The organism is Pseudomonas sp. BT76 TE3572 (assembly GCF_050435365.1).
Classification (GTDB): Bacteria; Pseudomonadota; Gammaproteobacteria; order Pseudomonadales; family Pseudomonadaceae; genus Aquipseudomonas; species Aquipseudomonas fluorescens_W.
The window spans coordinates 2,902,762-2,927,479 of record NZ_JBNDKE010000001.1 but is presented as its reverse complement, the minus strand read 5'-3'; the positions used below and the strand labels follow the sequence as shown (position 1 = coordinate 2,927,479).

Sequence of the window (24,718 nt, the reverse complement as noted above, 5' to 3'; positions counted from 1 at the left end):
AACAACAACAACCAGGAGACACCCCTAATGTTTGGCATGTCCCACGAGACGTTCCTGCTGCTCGATGCAGTGGTTACGGTGATCGGGCTTATCGTCCTGATCACCAAGTTCAAGCTTCACCCGTTCATTGCTCTGATCATCGCCGCCGCTTTTCTCGGGCTGACTTCCGGCATGCCGATCGGCACCATCATCAAGGCGTTCCAGGACGGCTTCGGTGGGGTGCTTGGTTTCGTCGGGATCATCCTCGCGCTGGGCACCATGCTCGGCAAAATGATGGCCGAGTCGGGTGGGGCGGATCAGATTGCCCAAACCCTGATTCGCGCGTTCGGCAAGGACAAGGTGCAATGGGCGATGATGTTTGCCGCGTTCCTGGTCGGCATTCCGCTGTTCTTCGAAATCGGCTTCGTGCTGTTGATCCCGCTGGTGTTCATCGTGGCCCGGCGTACCGGCGTGTCGATCATCAAGATCGGTATCCCGCTGCTGGCCGGTCTGTCCGCGGTGCACGGTCTGGTTCCGCCGCACCCGGGTCCGCTGCTGGCCATCGGCGTGTTCGGTGCCGACATCGGTAAAACCATTCTCTACGGCCTGATCGTTGCGCTGCCGACGGCCATCATCGCCGGCCCGATCTACGGCACGTTCATCGCCAAGTACATTCCGGGTCATCCCAACCAGGAACTGGTCGATCAATTGGCGCGCGAGCCAGATGCGGCTGAACTGCCGAGCTTCAGCATCACCCTGATCACCGTGCTGTTGCCGGTGTTCCTGATGTTGCTCAAGACTTTTGCTGACGTGGTGCTGCCGGACGGCAATTTCTTCCGCACCTTCATGGACCTGATCGGTCACCCGATTTCGGCGCTGCTGCTGGCGTTGCTGCTGTCGCTGTACACCTTCGGCCACCGTCAGGGCATGGGCTCGAACAAGATCCTCAAGTTGCTCGACGCGAGCCTTGCGCCGACCGCCGCGATCATTCTGATCATCGGTGCCGGTGGTGGCTTCAAGCAGATGCTGGTGACCAGCGGCGTGGGTGACGTGATCGGCCACATGGCGGTGAACGCACAGATCTCGCCGATCCTGCTGGCGTGGCTGGTGGCAGCGGTGATCCGTATCGCCACGGGTTCTGCAACGGTGGCGACCATTACTGGCGCGGGCATTGTGGTGCCGGTGGTGGGGATGATTCCAGGTGTGAACCGTGAGCTGCTGGTACTGGCGACCGGTGCTGGTTCGTTGATCCTGTCGCACGTCAATGACGCGGGTTTCTGGCTGGTGAAGCAGTACTTCAACATGACCGTGGCGGAAACCTTCAAGACCTGGACCGCGATGGAAACCATCCTGTCCGTGGTGGGCCTGGGCTTCATCCTGCTGTTGTCGCTGTTTGTCTGACACAAACGCCAAACACAAAAAAACCGCAGCGATGCGGTTTTTTTGTGGGTGATGATTTCATGACTCAAGACATCACCATTGTAGGAGTGAGCCTGCTCGCGATAGCGGTGGCGCCAGTTCACACCTCAATTGGAGGTGATGGCCTCATCGCGAGCAGGCTCACTCCTACAGGTTATGTGTTAACCGTTAGTTTTCGGTACCAACCCATCCGCCCGGAACATCCCGCGAATCCCGCGTACGGCCTGACGAATCCGGTCCTGGTTTTCGATCAGCGCAAAGCGCACGTGATCATCCCCATACTCACCAAACCCTACGCCCGGTGAAACACAAACCTTGGCCTCGGCCAGCAGTTTCCTGGCGAACTCCAGCGAGCCCAAGTGCGCATATGCCTCAGGAATCTTCGCCCAGACATACATCGACGCTTTCGGGTTCTCGACCATCCAGCCCAGTTCATGCAGGCCTTTGACCAGCACGTTGCGACGCTGCCGATACTGCTCGGCGATGTCCTTGACGCACTGCTGATCGCCTTCCAAAGCCGCAATCGCCGCGACCTGCAGCGGGGTGAACGTGCCGTAGTCGTGGTAGCTCTTGATCCGCGCCAGGGCGTTGACCAGTTCGGCATTGCCGACCATGAAACCGATGCGCCAACCCGCCATGTTGTAGCTCTTGGACAGGGTGAAAAACTCCACCGCGATGTCCTTGGCGCCTGGTACTTGCATGATCGACGGGGCTTTCCAGCCGTCGTAGACGATGTCGGCGTAAGCCAGGTCGTGCACCACCAAAACGTCGTACTGCTTGGCGAGGGCGATCACCCGCTCGAAGAAATCCAGTTCCACGCATTGAGCAGTGGGATTCGACGGGAAGCCGAGGATCATCATTTTCGGTTTCGGAATCGAGCCGCGAATGGCGCTTTCCAGTTCGGCGAAGAAGTCCACGCCCGGAATCAACGGCACCGAACGCACCTGGGCGCCGGCAATCACCGCGCCGTAGATGTGAATCGGGTAGCTCGGGTTCGGCACCAGAACGGTGTCGCCTTGGTCGAGGGTGGCCAGCATCAAATGCGCCAGGCCTTCCTTGGAACCGATGGTGACGATGGCTTCGCTTTCCGGGTCGATGTCGACCTCGTAGCGATCCTTGTACCAATTGGAAATCGCCCGGCGCAGACGCGGAATGCCCTTGGACGTCGAGTAGCCGTGAGTGTCTTCGCGCTGGGCGACGGTCACCAGTTTTTCGACGATGTGCGGCGGAGTAGGGCCATCAGGGTTGCCCATGCTGAAGTCGATGATGTCTTCGCCACGACGACGGGCGGCCATCTTCAGCTCGGCAGTGATGTTGAATACGTAAGGGGGGAGTCGATCTATGCGCGCAAAGCGGCGCGGCGAACCTGGGTTAGCCATTGTTGCCTCGGATAACGTGAGCGCCCGGAACCGTCCGAGCGACGCTGGTCACTGCGGTGACCTGTGGCGGAATGTAAGGGCTGATGTGGCAAACTGTCCAGCGACTATGTAAACAAATTTGTCCGAAGGAAATCGGTTGATGGAATTTACCAGTGGCTTCTTGCTGAGCCTTTCGCTGTGCCTGGACATCGGCGTGGCCAACATCGCGATGATCACGTTGGCGATGCAGCGCGGCTATTTTCAAGGCTTTGCGCTGGGTTTGGGGACGTGTGTCGGTGACCTGATCTACGCCGTGCTGGCCTTGGCCGGGATGACCGTTTTGTTGCAATACGAAACGGTGCGCTGGGTGCTGTGGATCGGAGGTTCGGCGCTGTTGCTGTACTTCGCGGCGAAGATGATCTATTCGGCGATTCACCATGAGGCGGTCCTGGCGCAGGCCGAGGAGGTGGGGCAGAACTCCCATCGACGGGAGTTTTTCCGCGGGATCTTCCTCGCCATGTCTTCACCCAGCGCCATTCTCTGGTTCGCGGCGGTGGGCGGCACATTGATCGCTCGTTCCGGCGGCGGTGGCGCCCTCAGCTCGGCGCTGTTTCTTGGCGGATTTCTCTGTGCCGGGCTGCTCTGGTGCGTGGCTTTGTGCTTCGCAGCGAGTCACGGCGGCAAGTTGCTGGGGGACAAACTGTTGCGCTACTCCTATATGGCATCGGCAGCGATCTTCTGCTATTTCGCGGTCTACGTGATCCTATCGGGTTATAACGAGTTCGTCGGCGCAGGTGCCGTCGAGCAGTTGCACGCACTGTAATTGGGCGAATCGGGTTTGGCTTCTATACTCCCAGCCGAACCCACTTTTTTGTTCCAGGAGTTGAGTCATGGATGAGCAAACAGGCGTCGAAACCGCCAAGCCACGCTTCGAACACGGGCACTTCCTGCTCATCGCAGGGCTCGGCGGACGATTTACTGCAGATACGACTAAAGGCATTCCCGATCTCTGGGAGAAATTCATTCCCGAGATTGGCAAAATTCCCGGTCAAAAAAGCGAAGTGACCTACGGCATCTGCTGCAATCCAGATGGCAAGGGTGGCTTCGAATACATTGCTGGCGTTGAAATCAGCAAGCTCGACGACCTGCCCGAAAAGTACCGCTGGGTTGAGGTTCAACCTCAGCACTACGCCGTCTTCGAGCACAAGGGCTCTCTCGATCAGTTGCCCCAGACCTTCCAGTACATCTGGAAAACCTGGCTGCCGCAGTCCGGTTATCAGGCGGCGGACGCGCCGGAATTCGAACGCTACAGCGAAGACTTCAACCCGAAGCTCAACACCGGCGTGCTGGAAATCTGGCTGCCACTCAAACCGTAATGACTGCATCGGGAGGCGGATCGGTGATTCGCCTCTCGATGTCGTGGTGGCGCTGATTTATGATCCCCAGCCATTCCCTCGCTGATTTCGAGCTGCCATGAACACCGTCATCCGCCACGTCACACCTGCTGATCTGGATCGCTGCTACGCCATCGAAACCGTTGCCTACGAAGGCGACGAAGCCGCCACCCGCGAAAAAATCGCCACGCGCATTGCCACCTGGCCCGAAGGTTTCATCGTGGCCGAAGTCGATGGCGTTGTAGCCGGCTTCATCAATTCCGGTGCGGCGTTTCAGGTAGAAATGTCGGACGAGGCGTTCAAGGAACTGATCGGCCACGACCCGGCCGGCCCGCACGTGGTGATCATGTCGGTGGTGGTGCACCCGGATTATCAGGGCCAGGGCCTGGCGAAACGGTTGATGGGCGAATTCATCGAGCGGATGCGGGTGTTGGGCAAGACCAGCATCCATCTGATGTGCAAGGAGCAGCACATTCCGCTGTATGCCGGGTTTGGCTTTGCCTACATCAAGCCTTCAGCGTCTGACCATGGCGGGATGGCGTGGCATGAGATGATCCTGAACCTGTAAACACGACCCCTGTAGGAGCTGTCGAGTGCAACGAGGCTGCGATCTTTTAATCTTGATCTTCAGCAGCTTCAAAACCACCAAAATCAAAAGATCGCAGCCTCGTTGCACTCGACAGCTCCTACAGGGGGGCGTTGTGTCAGTAGAGGCTGTCGCGCACCCTGGCCGGCGCTTCCCGGTCATACGTCTCGGCATCGAACTGCCCATCGTTCAACCGCTTGTGAAAGGCACCCGCCGTCGGCAGTGCCGAGCGCTCCAGATGTTTTTCAGGGTTCCACAAGTCTGAGCGCACGATTGCTTTCGAACAGTGAAAAAACGCCGCTTCCACCGTCACCAGCATCACCGTGCGCGCCGGTTTGCCATTCACCGCAAAGCTCTCCAGCAACCCAGGCTCGGCGCTGATCTGTGCTGTGCCGTTAACCCGCAACGTTTCGCCAATCCCTGGAATGATGAACAACAGCGACACCTGCGAATCGAGCACGACGTTACGCAGCGTGTCGATGCGGTTGTTGCCCGGCCGATCCGGGATCGCCAGGGTGCGTTCATCAATGATCCGCACGAAACCCGGCGTGTCGCCCCGCGGCGAACCGTCCATCCCGTCAGGCCCCACCGAGCTGATGATCACCAGCGGCGAGGTGCGGACCATCGCTTGGTAGTCCTCGTTCAGAAAAGGGATCTGCTTGCGCACGGCGCGGTCGTGGGGCTGGCCGTAGAGGGCTTCCAGTTCTTCGATGCTGTTGAGCATAACCACCTCAGAAAATCAGACCCATGCGCCGTTCGTAACCGATCCGGCCCCTGTAGGCTTCGCCACTGTCGACCCAGCCGAATTTTGCGTAGAGCGCGATGGCCGATGCGTTATCCGCATCCACCGACAACTCCAGCCCCTTTATTTCCGGAAACGCCTGACGCGCCACCTCGGGCAGGGCTTGCAGACAGGCCTTGCCATAGCCTTTGCCCTGAGCCCGATGATCGACTTGCAGTGCGTGAAGGGTGGCACTGTGTTCATCGGCCCACGCTGGCAATACGGGCGGACGCTTGAGCAGGAGAAAGGCTACGGGAATATCCTCGACCAGTAGCGCGAATCCTTTGACGCCGGGGCCGGGTTTGGACAGCAAGGTGTGCAACGCACCGTGGATGTCGCCGGAGAACCTGATTTGTTCTTTATGAACTTCAATGGCCTCGACCTGCTGGCGCTGGAGCGCGTTCAGGCTGTCGTAAGGCACGAGTCGGGCTGTCACTGGAGTGTCCTTTTTCCAACATAAATGTGTTTCGAATTCTAACGAGTTTGCGCCCATGGATTATTTTTTATTTGACTGTCGATTTGGCTTTTCGCCAGACGACTAAGGGTGTCTTCACAACAAAAACCACGGAGAACCACCATGAACGCTACCCACGAAATCCAGGCCCTGATCGACACCTATCGTCAGGCGGTCATCGCCAAGGATATCGAGAAACTCATGCCCCTGTACGCCGAGGACATCGTCTCCTATGACGCTGTCAAAGCCCTGCAATTCCGGGGCAAGGCCGCCTACCGCGCGCATTGGCAGGAATGCATGGAAATGTGCCAGGGCGCGCACAAGTTCGACTTCGACCATATGAACATCGTCGCGGACGAGCACATCGCCTTCGCCCATTGGCTGGCCCATTGCGGCGGCACCAACGAGAAGGGCGAAACCCAAGCTTGCTGGATGCGCGTGACCGCCTGCTATCGGCGCGACGATGGGCACTGGCGCATCGTCCACGAACACTGGTCGGCCCCGTTCGACATGATGAGCGGCACGGCGCTGTTCAACCTGGAACCCTGACCGTCAGGCCGATTCGTCGGGAATGTCGCGAAAGCGTCAATCAGCAGCCATAGTTGATCCGTTCGATTCAGGAGAGCCCCATGAAGTATTTATGCCTGGTCTACAGCAACGAGCACGAGTTGCACTCGCTGCCCGAAAGCCCGAATGACGCGGAATGCATGGCCTACGCCGAGGCGATTCAGGGCAGCGGTCGAATGGTCGCCGCCGAGGCGCTGGAGTCGGTGCAGACCGCGACGACCGTGCGTATGCGCAACGGGAAAATGTCGATCACCGACGGCCCGTTCGCCGAAACCAAGGAGCAATTGGCCGGCTTCTACCTGATCGATGCCAAGGACCTGAATGAAGCCATCCAGGTTGCCGGCAATATTCCGGCGGCCCGGGTCGGCTGTGTCGAGGTGCGTCCCGTTCGTCAGTTGAATCCCGGCGCCTGATGTCGGCCGAGTCGGTACGGGCGCAGGTTGAGCAGGTTTACCGCGAGGACTCACGGCGGATTCTGGCGACCCTGATCCGTTTGCTCGGCGATTTTGACCTCGCCGAAGAAGCCTTGCACGAGGCGTTTTTCGTCGCGGTCGAGCGCTGGCAGCGTGACGGTGTGCCGGACAATCCGCGTACCTGGCTCGTGTCCACGGGGCGCTTCAAGGCCATCGATGTGTTGCGTCGACGTGCACGCTTCATCGCGTCGCAACCGATGTTGATCGCTCAACTGGAGGCGCTGGAGCAGGCCGACTGGAGTGACGAAGACGTGGAAGACGATCGCCTGCGCCTGATCTTCACCTGTTGCCACCCGGCACTCGCGGCGGACGCCCAGGTGCCGTTGACACTGCGGGAAGTCTGCGACCTGACCACGGAAGAAATCGCCCGGGCCTTTCTGTCGGCGCCAGCGACCATCGCCCAGCGCATCGTGCGGGCTAAAGCAAAAATCCGTGACGCGAAAATTCCTTATCAAGTGCCGACCCTGGCGGAATTGCCCGAGCGCCTGGACAGCGTGCTGCGGGTGATTTACCTGGTGTTCAACGAAGGCTATTCCGCGTCCATGGGCGCGGAACTGACCCGTGAGGATTTGACCCGCGAGGCGATTCGGCTCGGTCGCCTGTTGATGGAACTGTTGCCCGAACCCGAGGTGATGGGGCTGCTGGCGCTGATGCTGTTGCATGAGTCCCGACGCCCGGCCCGGACGTCGGCGAGCGGGGAGTTGATCGTGCTGGATGAGCAAGACCGTTCGTTGTGGGACGCTTCGATGATCGAAGAAGGTTGCGCACTGGTGGAGCGGGCGCTGACGACTCGGCAATTCGGTCCTTATTGCCTGCAAGCAGCGATAGCGGCGTCGCATGCCGAAGCGCCCACGGCGGCGGAAACGGACTGGCGGGAGATTGTGGGTCTGTATGACGTGCTGTTGCGGGCGGCGCCTTCGCCAGTGATCGAACTGAACCGTGCGGCGGCGATCTCCAAACGGGATGGGCCGTTGGCGGGGCTGACGTTGGTTGAAGGGATTCTGGCGCGGGGTGATTTGCTGGATTACCACTTGGCGCACGCGGCGCGGGCGGAGTTTTGTCGGCAGCTGGGAAGGATTGATGAGGCGCGGGCGGCTTATGAGCGGGCGTCGGAGTTGACGCAGCAAGTTCCGGAGCGGCGGTTTATTGAGGCCCGGTTGCGGGAGTTAGATCGACCCCTCACCCTAACCCTATCCCCAGGGGGTAGAGGGGACTGACCGAGGTGTTCTTTCGAGTTACATCGACCTGAAAAATCGAGTCGAACTCAGGTTCTGAAAACTATGGAGATCGAGCTCCCTTTCCCTCTCTCCCCCGTGGGGAGAGGGCTGGGGTGAGGGGTGGCCCTTACCATCGCCAACGCTATTCCAGCATCTTGCCAAGCAACCAACTCCCCGCCGGCCCTGGCGGATGCAGCCGCGACCACAGTGCATCGACGAACACCGGTTTCGGCCAGCCGCGCACGTCCAGTTCCTGCAACGTCCCTGGCCCAAACCGCTCCACCAGCCACCGCGGCAACGGCGCCCAGCCGAATCCGCCCTGGGCCATTTCCAGCAGCATCAGATAACTCGGCGCCGACCAGACGCGCCCCTTCGCACGGCTTTCATACGGATTGACGATCGTCGCCAGACGCAGCTCCCGGTGTTGTTGCAGCACGTCTTGATCGATGTGGTTCAGCGCCGCCAACGGATGCTCGCGGGACACGAACAGGGCAATTTCGGTTCGTTCTTCCACGGTCGAACTGACCAGGTCCGGCGGGTAACTGTCTTGCTTTTCGGCGAAGGCGACATGCGCCCGACCCCGTTGCACCAGGGCCACCAGGTCATCGCACTCGGCGATCAGGCATTCAAGTTCCAGATCCGGATAACGCTGCTCGAAGGCACTGAGCGCCGCTTCGAAGCGGTCGGACTGATACGTGTCTGAAATCGCCACGGTCAGTTTTGGCTCGACCCCTTGGGACAATTGGCTGGCAGTCATTTCCAGTCGGCTGGTGGCGGCCAGGATTTCCTCGGCCCGTTGCAGCATCACGTGCCCGGCCGGGGTCAGGCTCGGTTTTCGGCTGCTGCGGTCGAACAGAGTCAGGTTCAAGTCGATTTCAAGGCTGGCCACGGCGGCGCTGATGGTCGACTGACTGCGGCCCAGTTTGCGCGCTGCGGCGGAAAACGAGCCTTGAGTCGCTGCCTGCACAAACGCCTGCAACACTTCTTGAGAGGCCATGAACTATCGCCTTGATCGATGGTTATTGGTTATGAAGTATCGGTGTGAAGAAGGATCATGGCAACCACAGTCACTCAGAGGAGTCTGGCCATGAGCGCCAACAAATCCATCACTGAACGTATTTTCCAGGCCATTGGTTTCGAATTGCTGGCCATCCTGATCTGTACCCCGTTGCTGGCGTGGATCATGGACAAACCGATGCTCGACATGGGCCTCGTGACCATGGCTCTCGCGGCACTCGCCCTGGTCTGGAACGTGATCTTCAACGGATTGTTCGACCGTGCGCTCCAACACTACGACATCGCGCACAACGCGTGGGTACGTGTAGTCCATGCGCTGTTGTTCGAAGGCGGTCTGGTCGCGGTGGGTGTGCCGTTGATAGCCTGGTGGCTGAAGGTCAGCCTGTGGCAAGCGTTCGTGCTGGATATCGGCGTGTTGCTGTTTTTCCTGCCGTACACCTACGTCTACCACTGGGTCTATGACGTGGTGCGCGAGCGGGTGGTGATGCGCCAGGCTGTCTCGGGATAAAAGCAAAAGATCTTGGTGGCGTTTACAAAAACACCACCTGATCTCAGAACAACCGGGTGAACAACCAATACAAACTGCCCGACAACAGAATCGCCGCCGGCAAGGTCAACACCCAGGCCATCAGCAGGTTGCGGATGGTCTTCATCTGCAAGCCACCGCCGTTGGCGACCATGGTCCCGGCCACGCCCGAAGACAACACGTGCGTGGTTGAGACCGGCAGGCCGAACATGTCTGCCGCGCCGATGGTCAGCATCGCGACGGTTTCCGCCGAGGCGCCTTGCGCATACGTCAGGTGGGTCTTGCCGATCTTCTCGCCGACCGTCACCACGATGCGCTTCCAGCCGACCATGGTGCCCAACCCCAGGGCGATGGCCACCGCGATTTTTACCCACAGCGGAATGAACCGCGTGGCGTTGTCGATCTGCTGCTTGAACAGTTGCAGTTTGCCGGTGGTGTCGGCGTCGAAGTTGCCGACCTTGTTTTTGTCCATCAGGCGAATGGTTTCGCTGGTCAGGTACATGTCGTTACGCACGTTGCCCATGGCCTCGGCCGGGACTTTTGAGAGCGAGCCGTAGCCCTTCACTTCGTTACCGATGTTGCCGGTCAACGCGGCGAGGGCGGGGATCAGTTGCGGCGTGACTTCCTTGCTGCGCACGTAATCGGACAGCACCGGACGCGGGTCGGCCGGCGCTGGCAGCGGCGCACTTTTGACCAGCGCTTGCTGGGTGACTTCGGCCACGGCGGCAAACTGCAGCGCCTGGTCTGCCGGCATGGTGCGGTTCAGCGCGTAAGCCATCGGCAGCGTGCCGACCAGAATCAACATGATCAGGCCCATGCCTTTCTGGCCATCGTTGGAACCGTGGGCGAAAGACACGCCAGTGCACGTCAGGATCAACATGCCGCGAATCCACCACGGTGGCGGAGTGTCACCCTTCGGTGCTTTATACAGCGCACGATTCTTCACGAAAGCACGCAAGGCCAGCAGCAACAGCGCGGCAAACGCGAAGCCGATCAGCGGCGACAGCAACAGCGCATAGCCGACTTTGGTTGCCTGCGCCCAGTCCACACCGCTGGTGCCGTCACGACCGTGCATCAGGGCATTGGCCACGCCGACGCCGATGATCGAGCCGATCAGGGTGTGCGACGAAGACGCCGGCAAGCCCAGCCACCAGGTGCCGAGGTTCCACAGGATCGCGGCGATCAACAGGGCGAAGATCATCGCGAAACCGGCGGAGGAACCGACTTGCAGAATCAGCTCCACCGGCAGCAGGGCGATGATGCCGAACGCCACCGCGCCGCTGGACAACAGCACCCCGAGGAAGTTGAAGAACCCGGACCAGGCCACCGCGAAATTCGGCGGCAAGGAGTTGGTGTAAATCACCGTGGCCACCGCGTTGGCGGTGTCGTGGAAACCGTTGACGAACTCAAAGCCGAGGGCAATCAGCAGCGCCACGCCCAACAGCAGAAACGGCGTCCAGGTGGTGACCACGGTGCCGAGTTCGCTCATGTCGTGCATCAGGCTGTAGGCGGTGAACAACAGCCCGCTGCCCAGCACGGCGAAGAAAATAACGATGGTCAATAAGCTGGGCTTTTTATCGAGTTGCGGTTTGGCGCTACGGGCGGGCGCCTGGGCGGCGGTGAAGGAAGGAGTAGCCATGACGGACAATCCTGAGGGAAGAAGGAGTGTCGCCCATGATCGTTGCTGAATGTTACAGGGAAGCTGCGCTGGGTCAGTGTTTTGGGTTTTTACAGATCCGTTGATCCGAGTCCACCCCGTCCCCGTAGGAGCGAGGCTTGCCCGCGAAGAACGATAACGCGGTCATTCAGTTAAACCGAGGCGCTTCATTCGCGGGCAAGCCTCGCTCCTACGGGACGGTGGTGGTGGGATGTTCAATAATCCTGGCGCTTGCGAAACGCCCAACGCCCGGCGATCACGGTAAACGTCGCGACCAATGCCACCAGAATCCAGAACCCTTCCGGGTCGCCGGAAAGCGGCACCCCACCGACGTTCATGCCAAAGAACCCGGCGATGATGTTGATCGGCAACGCCAGCACCGTGACCACGGTCAGGGTGAACAGCGTGCGGTTGCTCTGTTCGTTGAGGTTGGCGGCGATTTCTTCCTGCAACAGCTTGATCCGTTCGCCCAGCGCCGTGAGGTCGTTGATGATCAGCGCGAACTCCTCGGTGGACTTGCGCAGCTCCTTGACGTCCTCCTTTTGCAACCACTGCGGCGGGCGATTGAGCAGGCGCAGCAACGAGCCCGGTTCCAGCGCCAACAAGCGTTGCAGGCGCACCAGCACCCGTCGGTTGGCGCCCAGCTCAGCACGATTAGTCGACAGCCGCGAGGACAGCAGCTCATCTTCGATCTGGTCGACACTGAGGCTGGTCTTGCGCACGATCTGGGTCAGCACTTCGCCTTGATCGCGCAGCAGATGCACCAGCAATTCCAGCGGCGAGCGAAAGCACTCACCGGCCTTCACCGACGAGCGCAGCTTGTCCACCGAGTGCAGCGGTTGCAGCCGTGCGCTGATGATCAGCCGACTGCGGGCGCAAACCCACAGCGTCGAAACATCGGACGAGACCATGCTGCTGAGGTTGAATACCACGTCGTTGACCACCGCCAGCAACGCCGAATCCACATGCTCGATGCGCGTCGAACGGGAGCCCTCATGCAGCGCTTCGAAAAACTCGTCGGGCAATTCCAGATGGCTTTTCATCCAGCGCTCGCACGCCGCATGAGCCAGATTCAGGTGCAGCCAGAGAAATTCGTCGTTGTCGCCGGGATGTTGCAGGCACTGCAAGGCCTTGGCCGAATCGAGCTCCCGCCCGCGCTCGCCGGGGCGAAAACTGAAACCGTACAGCAGACCGAACAGGTCCGTGTCGCGATGACTTTGGTCGATGCTGTGGTTCATGAGGTCTCACTGAAGGAGGCGCTGTCGGTCACTTTGTGTAGCAGGTCGCGTTACGGCGGATTTTGCAGGTTCACTTGAGCCGCATCATCGCAAGGAGTTTTGACGGTTTTGTGACAGTTGGATGGCGGCAAAATAGTGGCCGTACCGATGGTCGGATTTCATTCAAGAACCGCTCTGGGACGCCGATTACGCTGACGTTAACTTGCACGGCTTTGGCCACGAACCAAGGTCGCAGACAGGGATGTCCGGACACCTTTCACGCCTTGTTGCGGCGTGCCTCATTCCTGTCATGAGTACCTCCCGATGTTTTTGCAAAAGTCCTTGAGAGCGCAAATTCTCGCCCTGCTGAGCGGCAGTCTGTTCGCGATGCTGCTGATCGCCCTGGCCTGCTTTCACTTTCTGTCCAGCGGTGTTCAGAACTACGCGAATCTGGTCGAAGGCCCACTGCACACCTCGCAATTGATCGATGAAGCCAACCTGCAATTCAAGGTGCAGGTACAGGAGTGGAAAAACGTCCTGCTACGCGGCAAGCAGCCTGCGGACCTGGACAAATACTGGAAGCAATTCGAAGACCGTCAGCGCGACGTGCAGGGCATCCTCGGTGAACTGGCCGGACAGAAGGGTATCGAGCCGTCACTCAAGACTCGTATCGAACGCCTGCGGGACGAACATCGTCTGTTAGGCGCGGCTTATCAGAAGGGCCGTGACGCCTACGTGGCGGCAGGCGCCGACCCAACGGCTGGCGACACGGCGGTCAAAGGTGTGGACCGCGCAACCAGCGATCAGATGAGCGAGTTGGTCAGCGAACTGCGCAAGCAGGGTGCCGAGCAATCGAAACTGATCAGCGCCGAAGCCGACCGCACCGTGTTGCTGGGGATCATAGTGATGCTCGTCTCGGGTCTGCTGATCGGGTTGTTGAGCCTGTGGCTGATCAACCGCAACCTGGTCGAACCGATTCGCAAACTGATCGAATACGTGGCGCAACTCAGCCAAGGCAAGTTTGCCGAACGCGTGGCCAGCACCCGTCAGGATGAGTTGGGCAGGTTGGCGGTAGCGGCCAACACCTTGCGCGACTTCCTCGCCGAAACCTTCAGCCGTTTACAGCGCAGCGCCAAGGATCTGGACAGTGCCAGCGGTGAGCTGAATTCCATCGCCACCCTGATGGCCAGCGGCACTAACGAGCAGTTCAACCGCACCGATCAGGTGGCCACGGCGATGAACGAAATGTCTGCTACCGCACAAGAAGTCGCACGTCACGCAGCCGATGCGGCACGTGCCGCCGATGATGCCGACCAGTCCGCCCAGCAGGGCGAAAAGGTCATGCAGGGCACCATTCACACCATCACCCAAATGCGCGGCGAAATCGCCAATACCGCCACGGTCATCCGTCGTCTGGAAACCGACAGCGGGCGCATCGGCAAGGTACTGGAAGTGATTCGCGGCATCGCCGAGCAAACCAATCTGCTGGCGCTCAACGCCGCCATCGAAGCAGCCCGTGCCGGTGAAGCCGGGCGCGGTTTTGCGGTGGTGGCCGATGAAGTCCGCAGCCTGGCCCAGCGCACGGCGGCGTCGATCATCGAGATCAACCAGATCATTCAAACGGTGCAAACCGGTGCGGTGGACGCCGCTCAGGCTATTGAAAGCGGTCAGTCACGCAGTGAGGAAAGTGTCGAGCAAGTGACTCAGGCTGGCGCCATGCTGGAGCGCATCACCCTTGCCGTGGAAGCCATCCGCGACATGAACCGCCAGATCGCCACCGCCGCGGAAGAGCAGACGTCGGTGGCCGAAGACATCTCGCGCAACCTCACCGAGATCACCAGCATCGCCAGCACCAATCTGGACAACGTGCAGCGCACCGAAGCGGCCAGCCACAACCTGCACGGGTTGTCGGGGCAGTTGAATGAAGTAACGGCACGTTTAAGCGCATAACGGGAATGGCTGTGTACCGGTTTGCTTACCGAGTCGGTACACAGTCGATCTCAAGTCCGCAGTGTCGATGTCGATGACCACGGTAATCCTATAAACCCAATGGAGAACCGCCATGGTCAGCATCACATCCGTTTCGATCCCCCCGACGGCCACGACTGCTTCGAACAAGACTGCTGTCAGCGACAGCACCGAAGACACGTCGGTCACGGCAACCGCTGAGGCGTCCAGCGACACCACCAAGGTATCCGCTGGTGGCGCCCCTGCAGCGAGCGGCAGCAGTGCCAGCAGCAGCGAAGAATCCGATACGGTGAAAGAGCTGCGCAAGCAGATCGCCGAGCTGCAAAAGCAATTGCAGGAACAACAGCAGCAACTGCAAGCGGCGCAGGCCAAACAGGAAAGCGCCGAAGCCAAAGCGGCGGACGTCGCGGCGGTTCAGTCGCAGATGGCGGCCACTTCAGCTTCGTTGCAGACCGCGACGGCAGCGTTGTTGCAGGCGTTGCAGGATGAGGGTGGCAGTACTTCCGGCTCCTTGGTCAGTACGACCGCTTAAGTCCGGATTGGAAGGCTGAAAGTAAACGTCGTGCCCTGTTGCTCGGTCGAAACCACGTCCAGTTTTCCGCCATGGGACTGCGCAATCTGACTGGCAATGTATAACCCCAACCCGAGGCCGGCCTGCGGTGTTCCGCTGGCCGATCGCGAGTAAGGCCGGAACAGATGGGGCAGCGTATCCTCCGCAATCAACCCCTGATTGTTCACGCTCAGCACGAACTGTCCTTCATTGATCTGCGCGCTGATATCGATCGGGCCGTCGGGATCGCCATGTGCAACCGCGTTCGCCACCAGATTGGAGAGTAACTGTGCGACCCGCTCGCGATCACACTGAACGCTGTGCAGGTCGCCGATGGACGATTGAAGGGTACGGCCGGGATGGACGCTCTGAACTTCAGAAATCACACGCCGCAATGCATCCTCGAGATCCGGGCACGGCTTGATGTTCACGGGAATGCCACGTCCCCAAGAGCCGCGAGCGAAATCCAGAACGTCATCGACCAGTTTGGCCGCACGTCGGGCGCTGGTGAGGATGTGCCGGGCCCGCTGCTGATTCGCCGGATCGGGTAGTTTGCGCAGGAACATTTCAGCGCCGGCGCTGATGGCGAACAAGGGGTTGCGCAGATCATGCCCGAGCACGGCAATGAACTGTTCGCGCAGTTCGGCGGTTTCCCGTTCCTTCCTCAGCGCTGCTTCGGTCTTTTGCAGGTTTTCTTCGGCCTCGATTTGCAGCGCCAGCATCCGGGCGAAGGATTCCATGGTGCTCTGGATCGTGCTGGATTTGAGGGGGGCAGGATTGGGATCAAGTGCGCAGAGGGTGCCGAAAAGGCGTCCGTCGGTGCGGACAATCGGCACGGCGATGTAGCTTTCGAACGGATAGAGGCGAGGGGGGTGGTGATCGCGGTAAAGCAGGTCATCACTGGCCTTGTCGATGACCACCGAATGATGCGCCTGACGAATTTCGTGGCACAGGGTCGTGACAAGATCCAGCTCATCGCCGACCTGCAAACCGACATTCAGCTGGTCGAGTACCGCACAGGCTGTCCACGAATGTTCGGTGATCCGGGCCACGGCGGCGAAGCGCAGGCCCGTCAGTTCTCGGATCACTTGAAGAATCGCCGGCACCGCGCTGATCCGACCGATCATGGCGATGTCTGCTGCCGCTGCTTGCCCCATTTCAATCTATCCCTGTATGAATGGTGTGGTGGGATTCTAGCGGGCTCACGCGGCGTTGGCGCGACTTGATTACCTGAATTTGACGTGCAAAAAAGCCGCACGATCCGAAGATCGTGCGGCTTGGTGTTTGTGCATCAGGTGTCTTGTTTGTCGCTCAGGACTTTGCCGGTGGCGGCATCGAAATCCACGTCCCACTCGGTGCCGTCAGCGGCTTTCAGTTCGACTTCGTATTCATAGTTGTTGAAATGGTTATCCAGATCCGTGTCGGTGATGGTCGCACCCGGATGCAGTTTCAGCGCAGCCTGATTCATTTCTTCCAATGGCTTGATCTTGCCGCTTTTGACCAGCTCAGGGATCTGGTCGACGCGGACATCGGCCTGGGCCAGGCCAGCGGTGAGGGTCAGCGCAGCGGCAGTGAACAGGGCGGTCAGGGTTTTCATGAGGTTCTATCCTTGGGTGATCTGTTTAAGTGGGATCAGGCTAACCGGCGCAACTTAATCCACCCTTAATTCTCCCAACGCGACTGAGCGAAGACCGCCCCTCGTTCATCAGTAACCGTTGTTCTGCAGCAACTGCGCAACACTGGCCGCCGCCGGGCGTTTGTAGAACTTGAGCAGTTCGCTGGCGCGGTTGGTGAAAATGCCGTCGACGCCGGCGTCCATGACTTTCTGGTAATCCACGGCATCGTCGATGGTGTACACGTGCACCAACAAGCCCTGATCGTGGGTGTATTGGTTCATCCAGGGTTGCACCAGATCCGAGTAACTCTGATCACCACCCTGGGTCAGCGCGGCAGAAGGGCCGGTGCCGATCGCGCCCTGGGCTTTGGCGTACTCGACCCATTGCTGGAATTCGGCTTTGTCTTTCGGTTGCTGTTTGGCGTAGTAAGTGGCTTTGTCCTTGTCGCCGGACTCGGCAAACGTCACTTTGGATTTCGGTTCGATGCTGCCTTCGCCGACCCACAACAGGAGGATTTTCGGCACTTTCGGCATTTCCTTCTCGAGCAGTTCGAGGCTGCTTTTCTCGAAGGTTTGCAGCACGACTTTACCTTTGCCCTGGCCAACCGCCAGATCGCTCTTCGCCAGTTTCGAACCGGCCGGGCTCAACCAGCCGCGATCCTGGAGTTTTTCCTTAAGGTCGCGCTCGATCCCGGGAAACTGCTTCGGTTCTTTGGTTTCGATGTACAGGCCGGGTTTGTGCAGCGGGTTGCCTTGGGCAATGTCGATGATTTCGTCGAGGGTCAGAACTTTCAGACCGACGTACGCAGGACGCGCGCGATCCGGGTAGGCGGTGTTGAACCAGCTGCCGGCATCGAGGGTTTTCAGCTCGGCGATAGTGAACTCGTTGGCCGGGCGGTCCTTGCGTTCAGGGAATTTGCTGGCGACGTCGGTGGTGCGTTGCAGGTTGTTGTCGTGCAGGGCGAAGAGCACGCCATCCTTGCTGCGTTGCAGGTCCAGTTCCAGGTAATCGGCACCCAGATCGCGGGCCAGTTTGTAGGCGGCGGCGGTGGATTCCGGTGCATCGAAGGACGCGCCACGGTGGGCGATCACGGCCGGATGCGGAATGCCCATGCGGGTGGCCAGCGCGGTGGGGCTTGGCTCGCTGGCGGCCTGTGCCTGGCCGAGACCCAGCATCAGACTCAGCAGCAGGGCACTCTTGGTGAAGGTAACAGGCATGGTCGAGGTCCTTTCGCAGATTTTCAAAGACGTATCTTTTAACAACTGAGCGCCGCTTGCGCTATCGCCAGACCGACATAAACGTGTTTAAAGCAGATTTTTTCAGCGCTTTTGTGCGCTTCTTTGCAGTACTCTTGGCCCCGGCAGTTACCCCGGCAGAGGGAACGCCCATTCGCTTGCCCTGCGTGTAAACCATCGATCACCGGTCCTTTGCGACCTTCTGTGAGGTTTATCATGCGCATCACTTCCGAGCTCATCTGCCAGGCCGCCGACCAACTCAAAGGCTTCGTCGGCCTCAATCGCAAGACTGGCCAGTACATCGTTCGTTTCAGCGAAGACTCTTTCGGCATGGACGTGGCGGATGACGGCATTATTCCCACCAGCGAATTCGTCTGGGCCCTAGGTTCCGCGCAGGCCATGACGCTCAAGCGTGAGTTGATTCAGTTGTTGCTGGATCAAAATATCGATGACCGGATCAACATCACCGAGCCGTTGCGGGTGTACATGAATCGGCGGGAAGTGCCGGAGATTTCGGCGGTTCGCAGTCTGGTGCAGAGCTGTTGCGGTGGCTGTGGTGGCGTTCTTCAGAGCGCCAAGTAGTCACTGATCAAACCGATACGCCCGCTCGACCTTGCACACCCGCGTATGGCAAGACGAATACCAGGTCGAGCGCCCGCGTTCGCGAATCTCACTGTGCTCGGGATGATGTTTCCACGCCAGGATCGCCGCTTCGTTGGCCCAGTAGGACACCGTAATCCCGAGCCCGTCGTCACCCCGGGCCGATTCCACACCCAGGAAACCGGGTTGCTCACGGGCCAGTTCGACCATGCGCGTGGCGGCCTGCTCGTAACCCTGATCACCGTCAGTGCGCAGGGAGGTAAAAATCACCGCGTAGTAAGGCGCTGGTGGAGTCTTGGCGATCATGACTTCTGCCTCTTGCAAGCTGCGATCAACCCACGGACCAGCGGCGGCAGCTTGCCCTTGAGTGCTGCGCGTTCAGGTTGGAACAGCGTTGCGACGAAGAACGGATGCCCTTTGAGTTCCACCGCACGCAAGTCGCCCGAAGCATCGTGTCCAACAGCGCACAACTGTTGGGTCAATAACTCATGTTCGAACGCTGGATTAACGCCGTAGCGGCAGCGATATCCTTCGACAATCTCAGCGCTATCGTATGTCTCGGCGATCAACGAGCCTTCAACCAGATGAATGTTGTCGACGGCCTCCACCAGGGAACAGCTCAGTGGCGTGATCAGCGCTCGCGTCGCATCGGGCGATGTCTCGCCGTGTTCGGCATCTTCCCAGCCCAGAACATGTCGGGCGTATTCGAGTACGGCGTGTTGAAAACCGCCACAGGTGCCAAGAAACGGCCGTTGCTGTTCACGGGCAAAACGAATCGCCCGCAACGCACCGTCCATATCGCGGTAAGGGCTGGCGGGCACGCACCAGAAACCGTCGAAGCCAGCCAATGGCGCATCGGTGCCGATGCGGTCGGTGGCCAGCCACTGGAACTGCACGTCTGTTTTCGCCTGTTCAGCGGCCATGCCGAGGGCGATGGGGATGGCCTGGTGAGCGGTGACGTGCGGGTCGTAATCGCCGATCAGTGCGATGCGGATTGGGCGGGTTTCCATGAGTGCGCTCCACGCTTGTTGATTCCTGGTACCCACTATAAATTGGCGTTCACGCACTCAATATTGGCGTTATCCCAATTGATCAATGCACCGACGCACTATCGACTGGATTACCCCGACCTGTCCCTGATCCTCGCGCTGGTGCGCGGCGGCTCTCTGGCCCGGGCGTCGACGCTGTTGAAAGTCGACGTCTCGACAGTGTTTCGCGCGGTGCGCCGACTGGAAGCCGCGCTGGGCCAGCAACTGTTCGAAAAGAGCCGCGCCGGCTACTTGCCCACCACGTTGGCGCAAACCCTGGCCGAGCAGGCTGAGCGGGCCGAACAGGCGCTGGAGGCGGCGCGCATTGGCGTGGAGCAGGGCGGTGAAGTCATCAGCGGCACGGTGCGCCTGACCTGCACCGACTCGGTCTTGCAAGGCTTGCTGCTGCCGGCGTTGGCGAAGTTCATGCCCGGCTACCCGGCGCTGACCATCGAGTTGAGTACCTCCAACGACTTCGCCAACCTCAGCCGCCGGGACGCGGATATCGCCTTGCGCCTGACTCGTACACCGCCCGAGCACTTGGTAGGCCGGCGATTGGCCCAGGTGTCGTATCGAGTCTGCGCCAGCGAGGCGTATCTGAAATCGGTCGATTCCGAAGACTTGGCTTCGCTGACCTGGATCGCCCCGGACGACTTCCTTCCCGATCACCCCACCGTCGCGTGGCGCCGTCAGCAGTTGCCCGGCGTCACACCGGGTTATCGCTGCAACAGCATGTTGTCGGTGACTGAGTTGGTGCGGGCCGGGCTCGGTGTCGCGGCATTGCCGGACTTCCTCATCGGTGACGGGCTGCAACCGTTGAGTGAGCCGCTACACGGTTACGACACAGCGCTCTGGTTGCTGACCCGCCCGGACTGCCGCGCCTTGCGCTCGGTGGTGACGTTGTTCGATGAGCTGGGGCGGGCGCTTCGATTGCCTTGACCGAGCGCTAAACCTTCGGCTGATCCTTGCGCACGAAGTGTTGATGCATTTCCGAGGTCAGGCTTTCAATGCGTTCGGTGAGGGCCTTGGTCATTTCGGTGAGCCGGGTGTTTTGTTCGAGCAACTCCAGCAGTTGCGCGGTGTTCTGCGCCGCTTGCGCCTGACGTTCACTGTTGGCGACGGCCAGGGTTTCGCGGTGCAGGGCGTCGGCGTCGGACTGGGCTTTATCCCGCGCCGCTTGACGGGTCTGGGCCAGCAGAATCAACGGCGCGGCATACGCCGATTGCAGGCTGAACGCCAGGTTGAGCAGGATGAACGGGTAGAGATCGAAGTGCGCCACGCCAAACACATTGAGGCAAACCCATAACACCACGATCAGCGTCTGCGCACCGAGAAAGGTCGGCGTGCCGAAGAACCGCGCAAAGGCCTCGGCACGCAGCGCAAACTTGTCGTTGCCGAACGTGGGCGCAAGGTGGGCATGGGGGCGATGAAAGCGCAGATGGTCAACGGGGAGGGCGGGTTGAGTGTCGGAGGTCGTGGTGGTCATGGTGCTCTCTGCATGGCGCTGGGACTGAGGCTCACTATAGCCCCAGCGCCAGTTTCATTCTGAAACACATTGCGGTGTTTTATTCAGAGCGACCTGTGATCGGTAAATCGGCAGACCTTGTCATTTATTGCAACTCGATTCAGAGCTGATAACAGGCCAGGAACATGTCCAGCGCCGAATCCACCACCGTGGTCTGCATCTCGGCTGACAGGCCGGGCAGGCCCATGGAAATCTGTGGCCAGAACGCAAAGGATTTGAGCATTCCCTGAATCTGTTGTGCAGCGAATTCGGGGGCGATCGGTTTCAAACGGCCATCAGCCTGGGCGGCGCGGATCCACACAGTCAGGCCTTCTTCGCGCTCACCCATTCGCGCAACCATATTCTGGGCGCGCTCAGGGGAATGGATGGTGGCGGCGATGGCCACCCGCGCCAGGTCGAGAAAATTGTCATCGCCCAGCATCTGCAATTTCGCCATCAGCATCCGGCGCATCTGGTCGCGCAGCGGCTGGTCAGGGTGGTAGGGCGTTTCCTGTTCTGACGTCACCCGCGCCCATAATTGATTGAGGATTTCGGCGAACAACTCTTCCTTGCTGGGGAAATGGTTGTACACCGTGCGCTTCGACACGCCAGCGGTGGCGGCGATCTTGTCCATGCTGGTGATGTCGAAACCGTTGGCACGGAATTCGGCAATCGCCGCTTGAATGATGGCTTCGCGTTTTCGGTCGGTGAGGCGCTGTGGAGCTGTCATAAGTACGCTTCGGCAGGAAGAAGTGGAGAATTACACTTGGCAGTTTACTTGTGATCGGGTTTGATGCAACCTAGAAACTACACTGTGCAGTGTAATGTTTTGTTAATCCTGCGCAGTGAACAATAGATCTCCGGCTGATGCGTGCGTGCCTTGGCCATTTATCGTCTTAAGCGGAAAACTGCGAATCATGAGGTTTTCCTGGAGTCATTCAGTCATGGCCACTTCAACTTCCCCTGCGGACAACGCCTCCACACCTGAAGCATCCCGTCAGGCAGAAGGGCACTTCCGAAACCATGCGCCCGTGCAACGTGAAGGCTTTCGCAAAATGGTGCGCATCATGTGGAACATGATCTTCCACAAACCGCGTAACACCCGCCCGACGGCGCCTGTCCCGGTGCAAACCCTGACTCAGGCAGCGTTGATCGCCGCCCCCAACCACAGCGTTTACCGTCTCGGTCATTCCACCGTACTGCTGAAACTGCGGGACAAATTCTGGATCACCGACCCGGTCTTCGCCGAGCGCGCCTCACCGGTGCAATGGGCCGGGCCGAAGCGCTTTCACCAGCCGCCGATCAGCCTCGAAGAACTGCCGCCGATCGAAGCGGTGATCCTGTCCCACGATCATTACGACCACCTCGATTATCAGGCGGTGCTCAAACTGGCGGACAAGACCCAGTACTTCCTCACGCCACTGGGCGTGGGCGACACCCTGATCAAATGGGGCATCGACGCCAGCAAAGTCCGACAACTGGACTGGTGGCAAGGCACTGAGGTCGACGGAATTCAGTTCATCGCCACCCCTTCGCAACACTTTTCCGGCCGCGGTCTGTTCGATGGCAACAGCACGCTGTGGGCCTCGTGGGTGATGATCGACGGCGACACGCGAATCTTCTTCAGCGGCGACAGCGGTTATTTCGACGGCTTCAAACGCATCGGCGAACAGTACGGCCCATTCGACCTGACGCTCATGGAAACCGGTGCCTACAACGTCGAGTGGCCGCATGTTCATATGCAGCCGGAGCAAACCCTGCAGGCGCACATCGACCTCAAGGGGCGCTGGTTATTACCGATTCACAACGGCACGTTCGATTTGTCGATGCATGCCTGGTTTGAACCTTTCGACCGCATTCTGGCGTTGGCCTGGGAGCGGAATGTGTCGATCACCACGCCGCAGATGGGTCAGGCGTTCAATGTGATGTATCCGCAGCGGGGGAGTGCCTGGTGGTCGGAGATGGAAAACGTTGGCGATCAGGTGGAGCCTCAGAGCGCTTGATAACGTGCCGCCGGGCCGCCACACGGGAGCGGCCCGAATTTCACAACTAAACTAGCTGCGTTCATCCAGTAACAGGTTTAGATATTCCGAGATCTTTGCCACGGTCAAATCGCGAAATTTTCCGCGGAGCATTTCATTCAGCTCCTCCTGAGACAGTCCGAGCTTTTGTGCCGCCTCAGTCTTACTCAGCCGACCGGTTTCGAGAAGTATGCCAATCTTCATAACGTACTCAGATTTGGCCCGCATCTCACCCGCATCGGGATATCCCAGCTCTTCATAAACACAGCTGTCGCTTCCATCGACTTCATTCATTCGCTGACACCTCACTCAACCATCGCATAATCCGCCCGCCCCACCGGATCAGGCGTAGACCCTTTCACATTCATCCCTCGACCCGGCGCGAACCCCGGGAAGAACACCAATCCCTCTGATTCAAACCGATAGGCCAGCGCCAGCCGCGTAACATCCAGCACATCGCGTTCATCCTCAAATCGCTGTATAGCGTCAACCGAAACCCCGGATTCCCGAGACAATTCCTCCACACTCCAACCCAGCATCGCTCGGGCCTGAACGCTATGCGCGGGGGTGAATTGGAAAAGGGCGATACGTTCCAGGGTGATTTTCATCGCAAGAGAGGCCATGGTGTTCTCCGGGCTCAAGAGTGCTGATTCAAAAAATACTGTGTTTTTGTACAGTTGTTTTGAGCCCGAATCAAACTCATTTTTTGATCGGTTCTATCTCGTCCCGTCCAGCCAGGTCGTTGGCGCCTGTCCCAGTACGCGGCGGAACATCGTGGAGAACGCCGCCGGGCTGTCATAGCCAAAATCCAAGGCAATGCGCGTCACCGGTTCGCCCACCACCAGCCGCGCCAGAGCCAGCACCACGCAGGCCCGCTGCCGCCATTGGCTGAAACTCAGGCCTGTCTGTTGGCGGAACAGGCGATTGAACGTACGCAGGCTGATGTGCAACTGATCGGCCCATTGCTGTGGCGACTGATGAGCGTCGGGCCGCTGCACAAAGCCCTGGCACAACGCGAGCAGCCGCGCATCGACGGGCAGCGGAATGTGCAACGGCAGGTGAGTGCTGCGCGCCAGTTCATGCAGCAGCAAGCCGATCAGCGTACCGTCGCGCCCGCGCTCGTCATACGCCAGCGGGATCTCCACCGCCTCCATCAGCAAATGCCGCATCAATGGCGAAACGCTGATCACCTGGCAGCGATCCCCCAGATCCACCGCCCCCGGCTCGATATACACACTGCGCGTGCTCACCCCCAGCATCAGCACCTCATGCGCCACCCCCGGCGGAATCCACACCGCCCGCTGCGGCGGCACCACCCAACTGCCGTCGAGCGTGCTGACCTGCATCATCCCGGTGGCGCCGTACAGCAATTGCGCTCGCCGATGTGTATGACGAGGCAACAAATGGCCGTGGGAATAATCCGTACCGATGGCCACCACCGGCCGTGGCGTGTAGTCCAGCAGATCAATCGAAACATTGCGCATCGAGCAGTCCCAGCGGTTGGCGTAAACGCGAACATTATTGGCTGACTTGCTGAAGCAGGCCAAGGCG

Annotated in this window: 29 protein-coding genes; 13 read left to right on the top strand and 16 right to left on the bottom strand. The window is 59.6% G+C overall.

Going from position 1 to position 24,718, the window contains the following annotated elements:
• Positions 1 to 27: 27 nt before the first annotated feature.
• The gene (locus ABH912_RS13465; RefSeq protein ID WP_033056787.1) at positions 28 to 1,380 is read left to right on the top strand and encodes a GntP family permease; all 1,353 of its coding nucleotides are present in this window, start codon (positions 28 to 30) and stop codon (positions 1,378 to 1,380) included.
• Between the two features lie 179 nt (positions 1,381 to 1,559).
• Here the strand turns inward: ABH912_RS13465 and alaC are convergent, their stop codons facing one another.
• Positions 1,560 to 2,777 carry an alanine transaminase gene (gene alaC / locus ABH912_RS13460; RefSeq protein WP_429510885.1) on the bottom strand — a complete coding sequence of 406 codons (1,218 nt, stop codon included), beginning with the start codon at positions 2,775 to 2,777 and terminating at the stop codon, positions 1,560 to 1,562.
• A gap of 139 nt (positions 2,778 to 2,916) precedes the next feature.
• Here alaC and ABH912_RS13455 point away from each other — a divergent pair, with 139 nt between their 5' ends.
• The 3 genes from ABH912_RS13455 to ABH912_RS13445 all read left to right on the top strand — a co-directional run bounded on the left by ABH912_RS13455 (position 2,917) and on the right by ABH912_RS13445 (position 4,718).
• The gene (locus ABH912_RS13455; RefSeq protein WP_429510884.1) at positions 2,917 to 3,579 is read left to right on the top strand and encodes a LysE family translocator; all 663 of its coding nucleotides are present in this window, start codon (positions 2,917 to 2,919) and stop codon (positions 3,577 to 3,579) included.
• Between the two features lie 67 nt (positions 3,580 to 3,646).
• Positions 3,647 to 4,132: a GyrI-like domain-containing protein gene (locus tag ABH912_RS13450; protein WP_033056784.1), complete on the top strand. Its 486-nt coding sequence runs from the start codon at positions 3,647 to 3,649 to the stop codon at positions 4,130 to 4,132.
• Positions 4,133 to 4,229: 97 nt separating this feature from the next.
• Entirely contained in the window at positions 4,230 to 4,718 is a 489-nt protein-coding gene (locus ABH912_RS13445; protein ID WP_429510883.1) for a GNAT family N-acetyltransferase, read from the top strand.
• A 136-nt stretch (positions 4,719 to 4,854) separates the two neighbouring features.
• Here the strand turns inward: ABH912_RS13445 and ABH912_RS13440 are convergent, their stop codons facing one another.
• Together ABH912_RS13440 and ABH912_RS13435 are read right to left on the bottom strand one after the other, a co-directional pair.
• Positions 4,855 to 5,460 carry a pyridoxamine 5'-phosphate oxidase family protein gene (locus tag ABH912_RS13440; protein ID WP_429510882.1) on the bottom strand — a complete coding sequence of 202 codons (606 nt, stop codon included), beginning with the start codon at positions 5,458 to 5,460 and terminating at the stop codon, positions 4,855 to 4,857.
• Between the two features lie 7 nt (positions 5,461 to 5,467).
• Entirely contained in the window at positions 5,468 to 5,953 is a 486-nt protein-coding gene (locus tag ABH912_RS13435; protein WP_033056781.1) for a GNAT family N-acetyltransferase, read from the bottom strand.
• A 141-nt stretch (positions 5,954 to 6,094) separates the two neighbouring features.
• Here ABH912_RS13435 and ABH912_RS13430 point away from each other — a divergent pair, with 141 nt between their 5' ends.
• The 3 genes from ABH912_RS13430 to ABH912_RS13420 all read left to right on the top strand — a co-directional run bounded on the left by ABH912_RS13430 (position 6,095) and on the right by ABH912_RS13420 (position 8,228).
• Positions 6,095 to 6,520 (top strand): YybH family protein, encoded by a 426-nt coding sequence (locus ABH912_RS13430; protein ID WP_429510881.1) that lies wholly within the window; start codon positions 6,095 to 6,097, stop codon positions 6,518 to 6,520.
• Positions 6,521 to 6,600: 80 nt separating this feature from the next.
• Positions 6,601 to 6,951, top strand: a complete 351-nt coding sequence (locus ABH912_RS13425) for a YciI family protein (RefSeq protein WP_008151161.1) — start codon at positions 6,601 to 6,603, stop codon at positions 6,949 to 6,951.
• On the top strand, positions 6,951 to 8,228 hold the full coding sequence (locus tag ABH912_RS13420) for an RNA polymerase sigma factor (protein ID WP_429510880.1): 1,278 nt from the start codon (positions 6,951 to 6,953) through the stop codon (positions 8,226 to 8,228). Before ABH912_RS13425 ends, ABH912_RS13420 begins: the two co-directional genes overlap by 1 nt.
• 142 nt (positions 8,229 to 8,370) lie before the next feature.
• On the opposite strand, the gene ABH912_RS13415 is transcribed toward ABH912_RS13420, so the two are convergent.
• The gene (locus tag ABH912_RS13415; protein ID WP_033056778.1) at positions 8,371 to 9,225 is read right to left on the bottom strand and encodes a LysR family transcriptional regulator; all 855 of its coding nucleotides are present in this window, start codon (positions 9,223 to 9,225) and stop codon (positions 8,371 to 8,373) included.
• 90 nt (positions 9,226 to 9,315) lie between these two features.
• Between ABH912_RS13415 and ABH912_RS13410 the strand changes: the two genes are divergently transcribed.
• On the top strand, positions 9,316 to 9,753 hold the full coding sequence (locus ABH912_RS13410) for a multidrug/biocide efflux PACE transporter (protein ID WP_033056777.1): 438 nt from the start codon (positions 9,316 to 9,318) through the stop codon (positions 9,751 to 9,753).
• Positions 9,754 to 9,796: 43 nt separating this feature from the next.
• Here ABH912_RS13410 and ABH912_RS13405 read toward each other — a convergent pair whose 3' ends face one another.
• Together ABH912_RS13405 and ABH912_RS13400 are read right to left on the bottom strand one after the other, a co-directional pair.
• Complete coding sequence (locus ABH912_RS13405; RefSeq protein WP_429510879.1) at positions 9,797 to 11,410, bottom strand: inorganic phosphate transporter; 1,614 nt, start codon at positions 11,408 to 11,410, stop codon at positions 9,797 to 9,799.
• A gap of 233 nt (positions 11,411 to 11,643) precedes the next feature.
• Positions 11,644 to 12,666: a transporter gene (locus ABH912_RS13400; RefSeq protein ID WP_429510878.1), complete on the bottom strand. Its 1,023-nt coding sequence runs from the start codon at positions 12,664 to 12,666 to the stop codon at positions 11,644 to 11,646.
• Between the two features lie 303 nt (positions 12,667 to 12,969).
• Between ABH912_RS13400 and ABH912_RS13395 the strand changes: the two genes are divergently transcribed.
• Entirely contained in the window at positions 12,970 to 14,595 is a 1,626-nt protein-coding gene (locus tag ABH912_RS13395; protein WP_429510877.1) for a methyl-accepting chemotaxis protein, read from the top strand.
• Positions 14,596 to 14,707: 112 nt separating this feature from the next.
• Positions 14,708 to 15,145: a hypothetical protein gene (locus tag ABH912_RS13390; protein WP_429510876.1), complete on the top strand. Its 438-nt coding sequence runs from the start codon at positions 14,708 to 14,710 to the stop codon at positions 15,143 to 15,145.
• Here ABH912_RS13390 and ABH912_RS13385 read toward each other — a convergent pair.
• From ABH912_RS13385 to ABH912_RS13375, 3 genes are all read right to left on the bottom strand, one after another.
• Entirely contained in the window at positions 15,142 to 16,320 is a 1,179-nt protein-coding gene (locus ABH912_RS13385; protein ID WP_429510874.1) for a GAF domain-containing sensor histidine kinase, read from the bottom strand. The two genes, ABH912_RS13390 and ABH912_RS13385, sit on opposite strands and share 4 nt — an antisense overlap.
• 134 nt (positions 16,321 to 16,454) lie before the next feature.
• Entirely contained in the window at positions 16,455 to 16,760 is a 306-nt protein-coding gene (locus ABH912_RS13380; RefSeq protein WP_033056770.1) for a PepSY domain-containing protein, read from the bottom strand.
• Between the two features lie 108 nt (positions 16,761 to 16,868).
• Positions 16,869 to 17,996 (bottom strand): glycerophosphodiester phosphodiesterase, encoded by a 1,128-nt coding sequence (locus ABH912_RS13375; protein ID WP_429510873.1) that lies wholly within the window; start codon positions 17,994 to 17,996, stop codon positions 16,869 to 16,871.
• A 234-nt stretch (positions 17,997 to 18,230) separates the two neighbouring features.
• On the opposite strand from ABH912_RS13375, the gene ABH912_RS13370 reads away from it, so the two are divergent.
• On the top strand, positions 18,231 to 18,596 hold the full coding sequence (locus ABH912_RS13370) for a DUF2025 family protein (protein WP_429510872.1): 366 nt from the start codon (positions 18,231 to 18,233) through the stop codon (positions 18,594 to 18,596).
• Here the strand turns inward: ABH912_RS13370 and ABH912_RS13365 are convergent, their stop codons facing one another.
• Together ABH912_RS13365 and ABH912_RS13360 are read right to left on the bottom strand one after the other, a co-directional pair.
• Entirely contained in the window at positions 18,597 to 18,920 is a 324-nt protein-coding gene (locus ABH912_RS13365) for an antibiotic biosynthesis monooxygenase family protein (protein ID WP_429510871.1), read from the bottom strand.
• Positions 18,917 to 19,624 (bottom strand): CTP synthase C-terminal region-related (seleno)protein, encoded by a 708-nt coding sequence (locus tag ABH912_RS13360; protein ID WP_429510870.1) that lies wholly within the window; start codon positions 19,622 to 19,624, stop codon positions 18,917 to 18,919. Before ABH912_RS13360 ends, ABH912_RS13365 begins: the two co-directional genes overlap by 4 nt.
• A gap of 15 nt (positions 19,625 to 19,639) precedes the next feature.
• Here ABH912_RS13360 and ABH912_RS13355 point away from each other — a divergent pair, with 15 nt between their 5' ends.
• Positions 19,640 to 20,581, top strand: coding sequence for a LysR family transcriptional regulator (locus ABH912_RS13355; RefSeq protein WP_429510869.1), 942 nt, complete (start codon positions 19,640 to 19,642; stop codon positions 20,579 to 20,581).
• A gap of 7 nt (positions 20,582 to 20,588) precedes the next feature.
• Here ABH912_RS13355 and ABH912_RS13350 read toward each other — a convergent pair whose 3' ends face one another.
• Positions 20,589 to 21,128, bottom strand: a complete 540-nt coding sequence (locus ABH912_RS13350) for a DUF1003 domain-containing protein (RefSeq protein WP_429510868.1) — start codon at positions 21,126 to 21,128, stop codon at positions 20,589 to 20,591.
• 139 nt (positions 21,129 to 21,267) lie between these two features.
• Complete coding sequence (locus ABH912_RS13345) at positions 21,268 to 21,876, bottom strand: TetR/AcrR family transcriptional regulator (RefSeq protein ID WP_033056763.1); 609 nt, start codon at positions 21,874 to 21,876, stop codon at positions 21,268 to 21,270.
• A 214-nt stretch (positions 21,877 to 22,090) separates the two neighbouring features.
• Between ABH912_RS13345 and ABH912_RS13340 the strand changes: the two genes are divergently transcribed.
• Positions 22,091 to 23,149 carry an MBL fold metallo-hydrolase gene (locus tag ABH912_RS13340; RefSeq protein ID WP_429510867.1) on the top strand — a complete coding sequence of 353 codons (1,059 nt, stop codon included), beginning with the start codon at positions 22,091 to 22,093 and terminating at the stop codon, positions 23,147 to 23,149.
• A 51-nt stretch (positions 23,150 to 23,200) separates the two neighbouring features.
• Here the strand turns inward: ABH912_RS13340 and ABH912_RS13335 are convergent, their stop codons facing one another.
• From ABH912_RS13335 to ABH912_RS13325, 3 genes are all read right to left on the bottom strand, one after another.
• Positions 23,201 to 23,461 carry an XRE family transcriptional regulator gene (locus ABH912_RS13335; protein ID WP_429510866.1) on the bottom strand — a complete coding sequence of 87 codons (261 nt, stop codon included), beginning with the start codon at positions 23,459 to 23,461 and terminating at the stop codon, positions 23,201 to 23,203.
• Positions 23,462 to 23,472: 11 nt separating this feature from the next.
• Positions 23,473 to 23,790 carry a helix-turn-helix transcriptional regulator gene (locus ABH912_RS13330; protein WP_033056760.1) on the bottom strand — a complete coding sequence of 106 codons (318 nt, stop codon included), beginning with the start codon at positions 23,788 to 23,790 and terminating at the stop codon, positions 23,473 to 23,475.
• A 93-nt stretch (positions 23,791 to 23,883) separates the two neighbouring features.
• Positions 23,884 to 24,651, bottom strand: coding sequence for an AraC family transcriptional regulator (locus tag ABH912_RS13325; RefSeq protein ID WP_429510865.1), 768 nt, complete (start codon positions 24,649 to 24,651; stop codon positions 23,884 to 23,886).
• Positions 24,652 to 24,718: the final 67 nt, after the last annotated feature.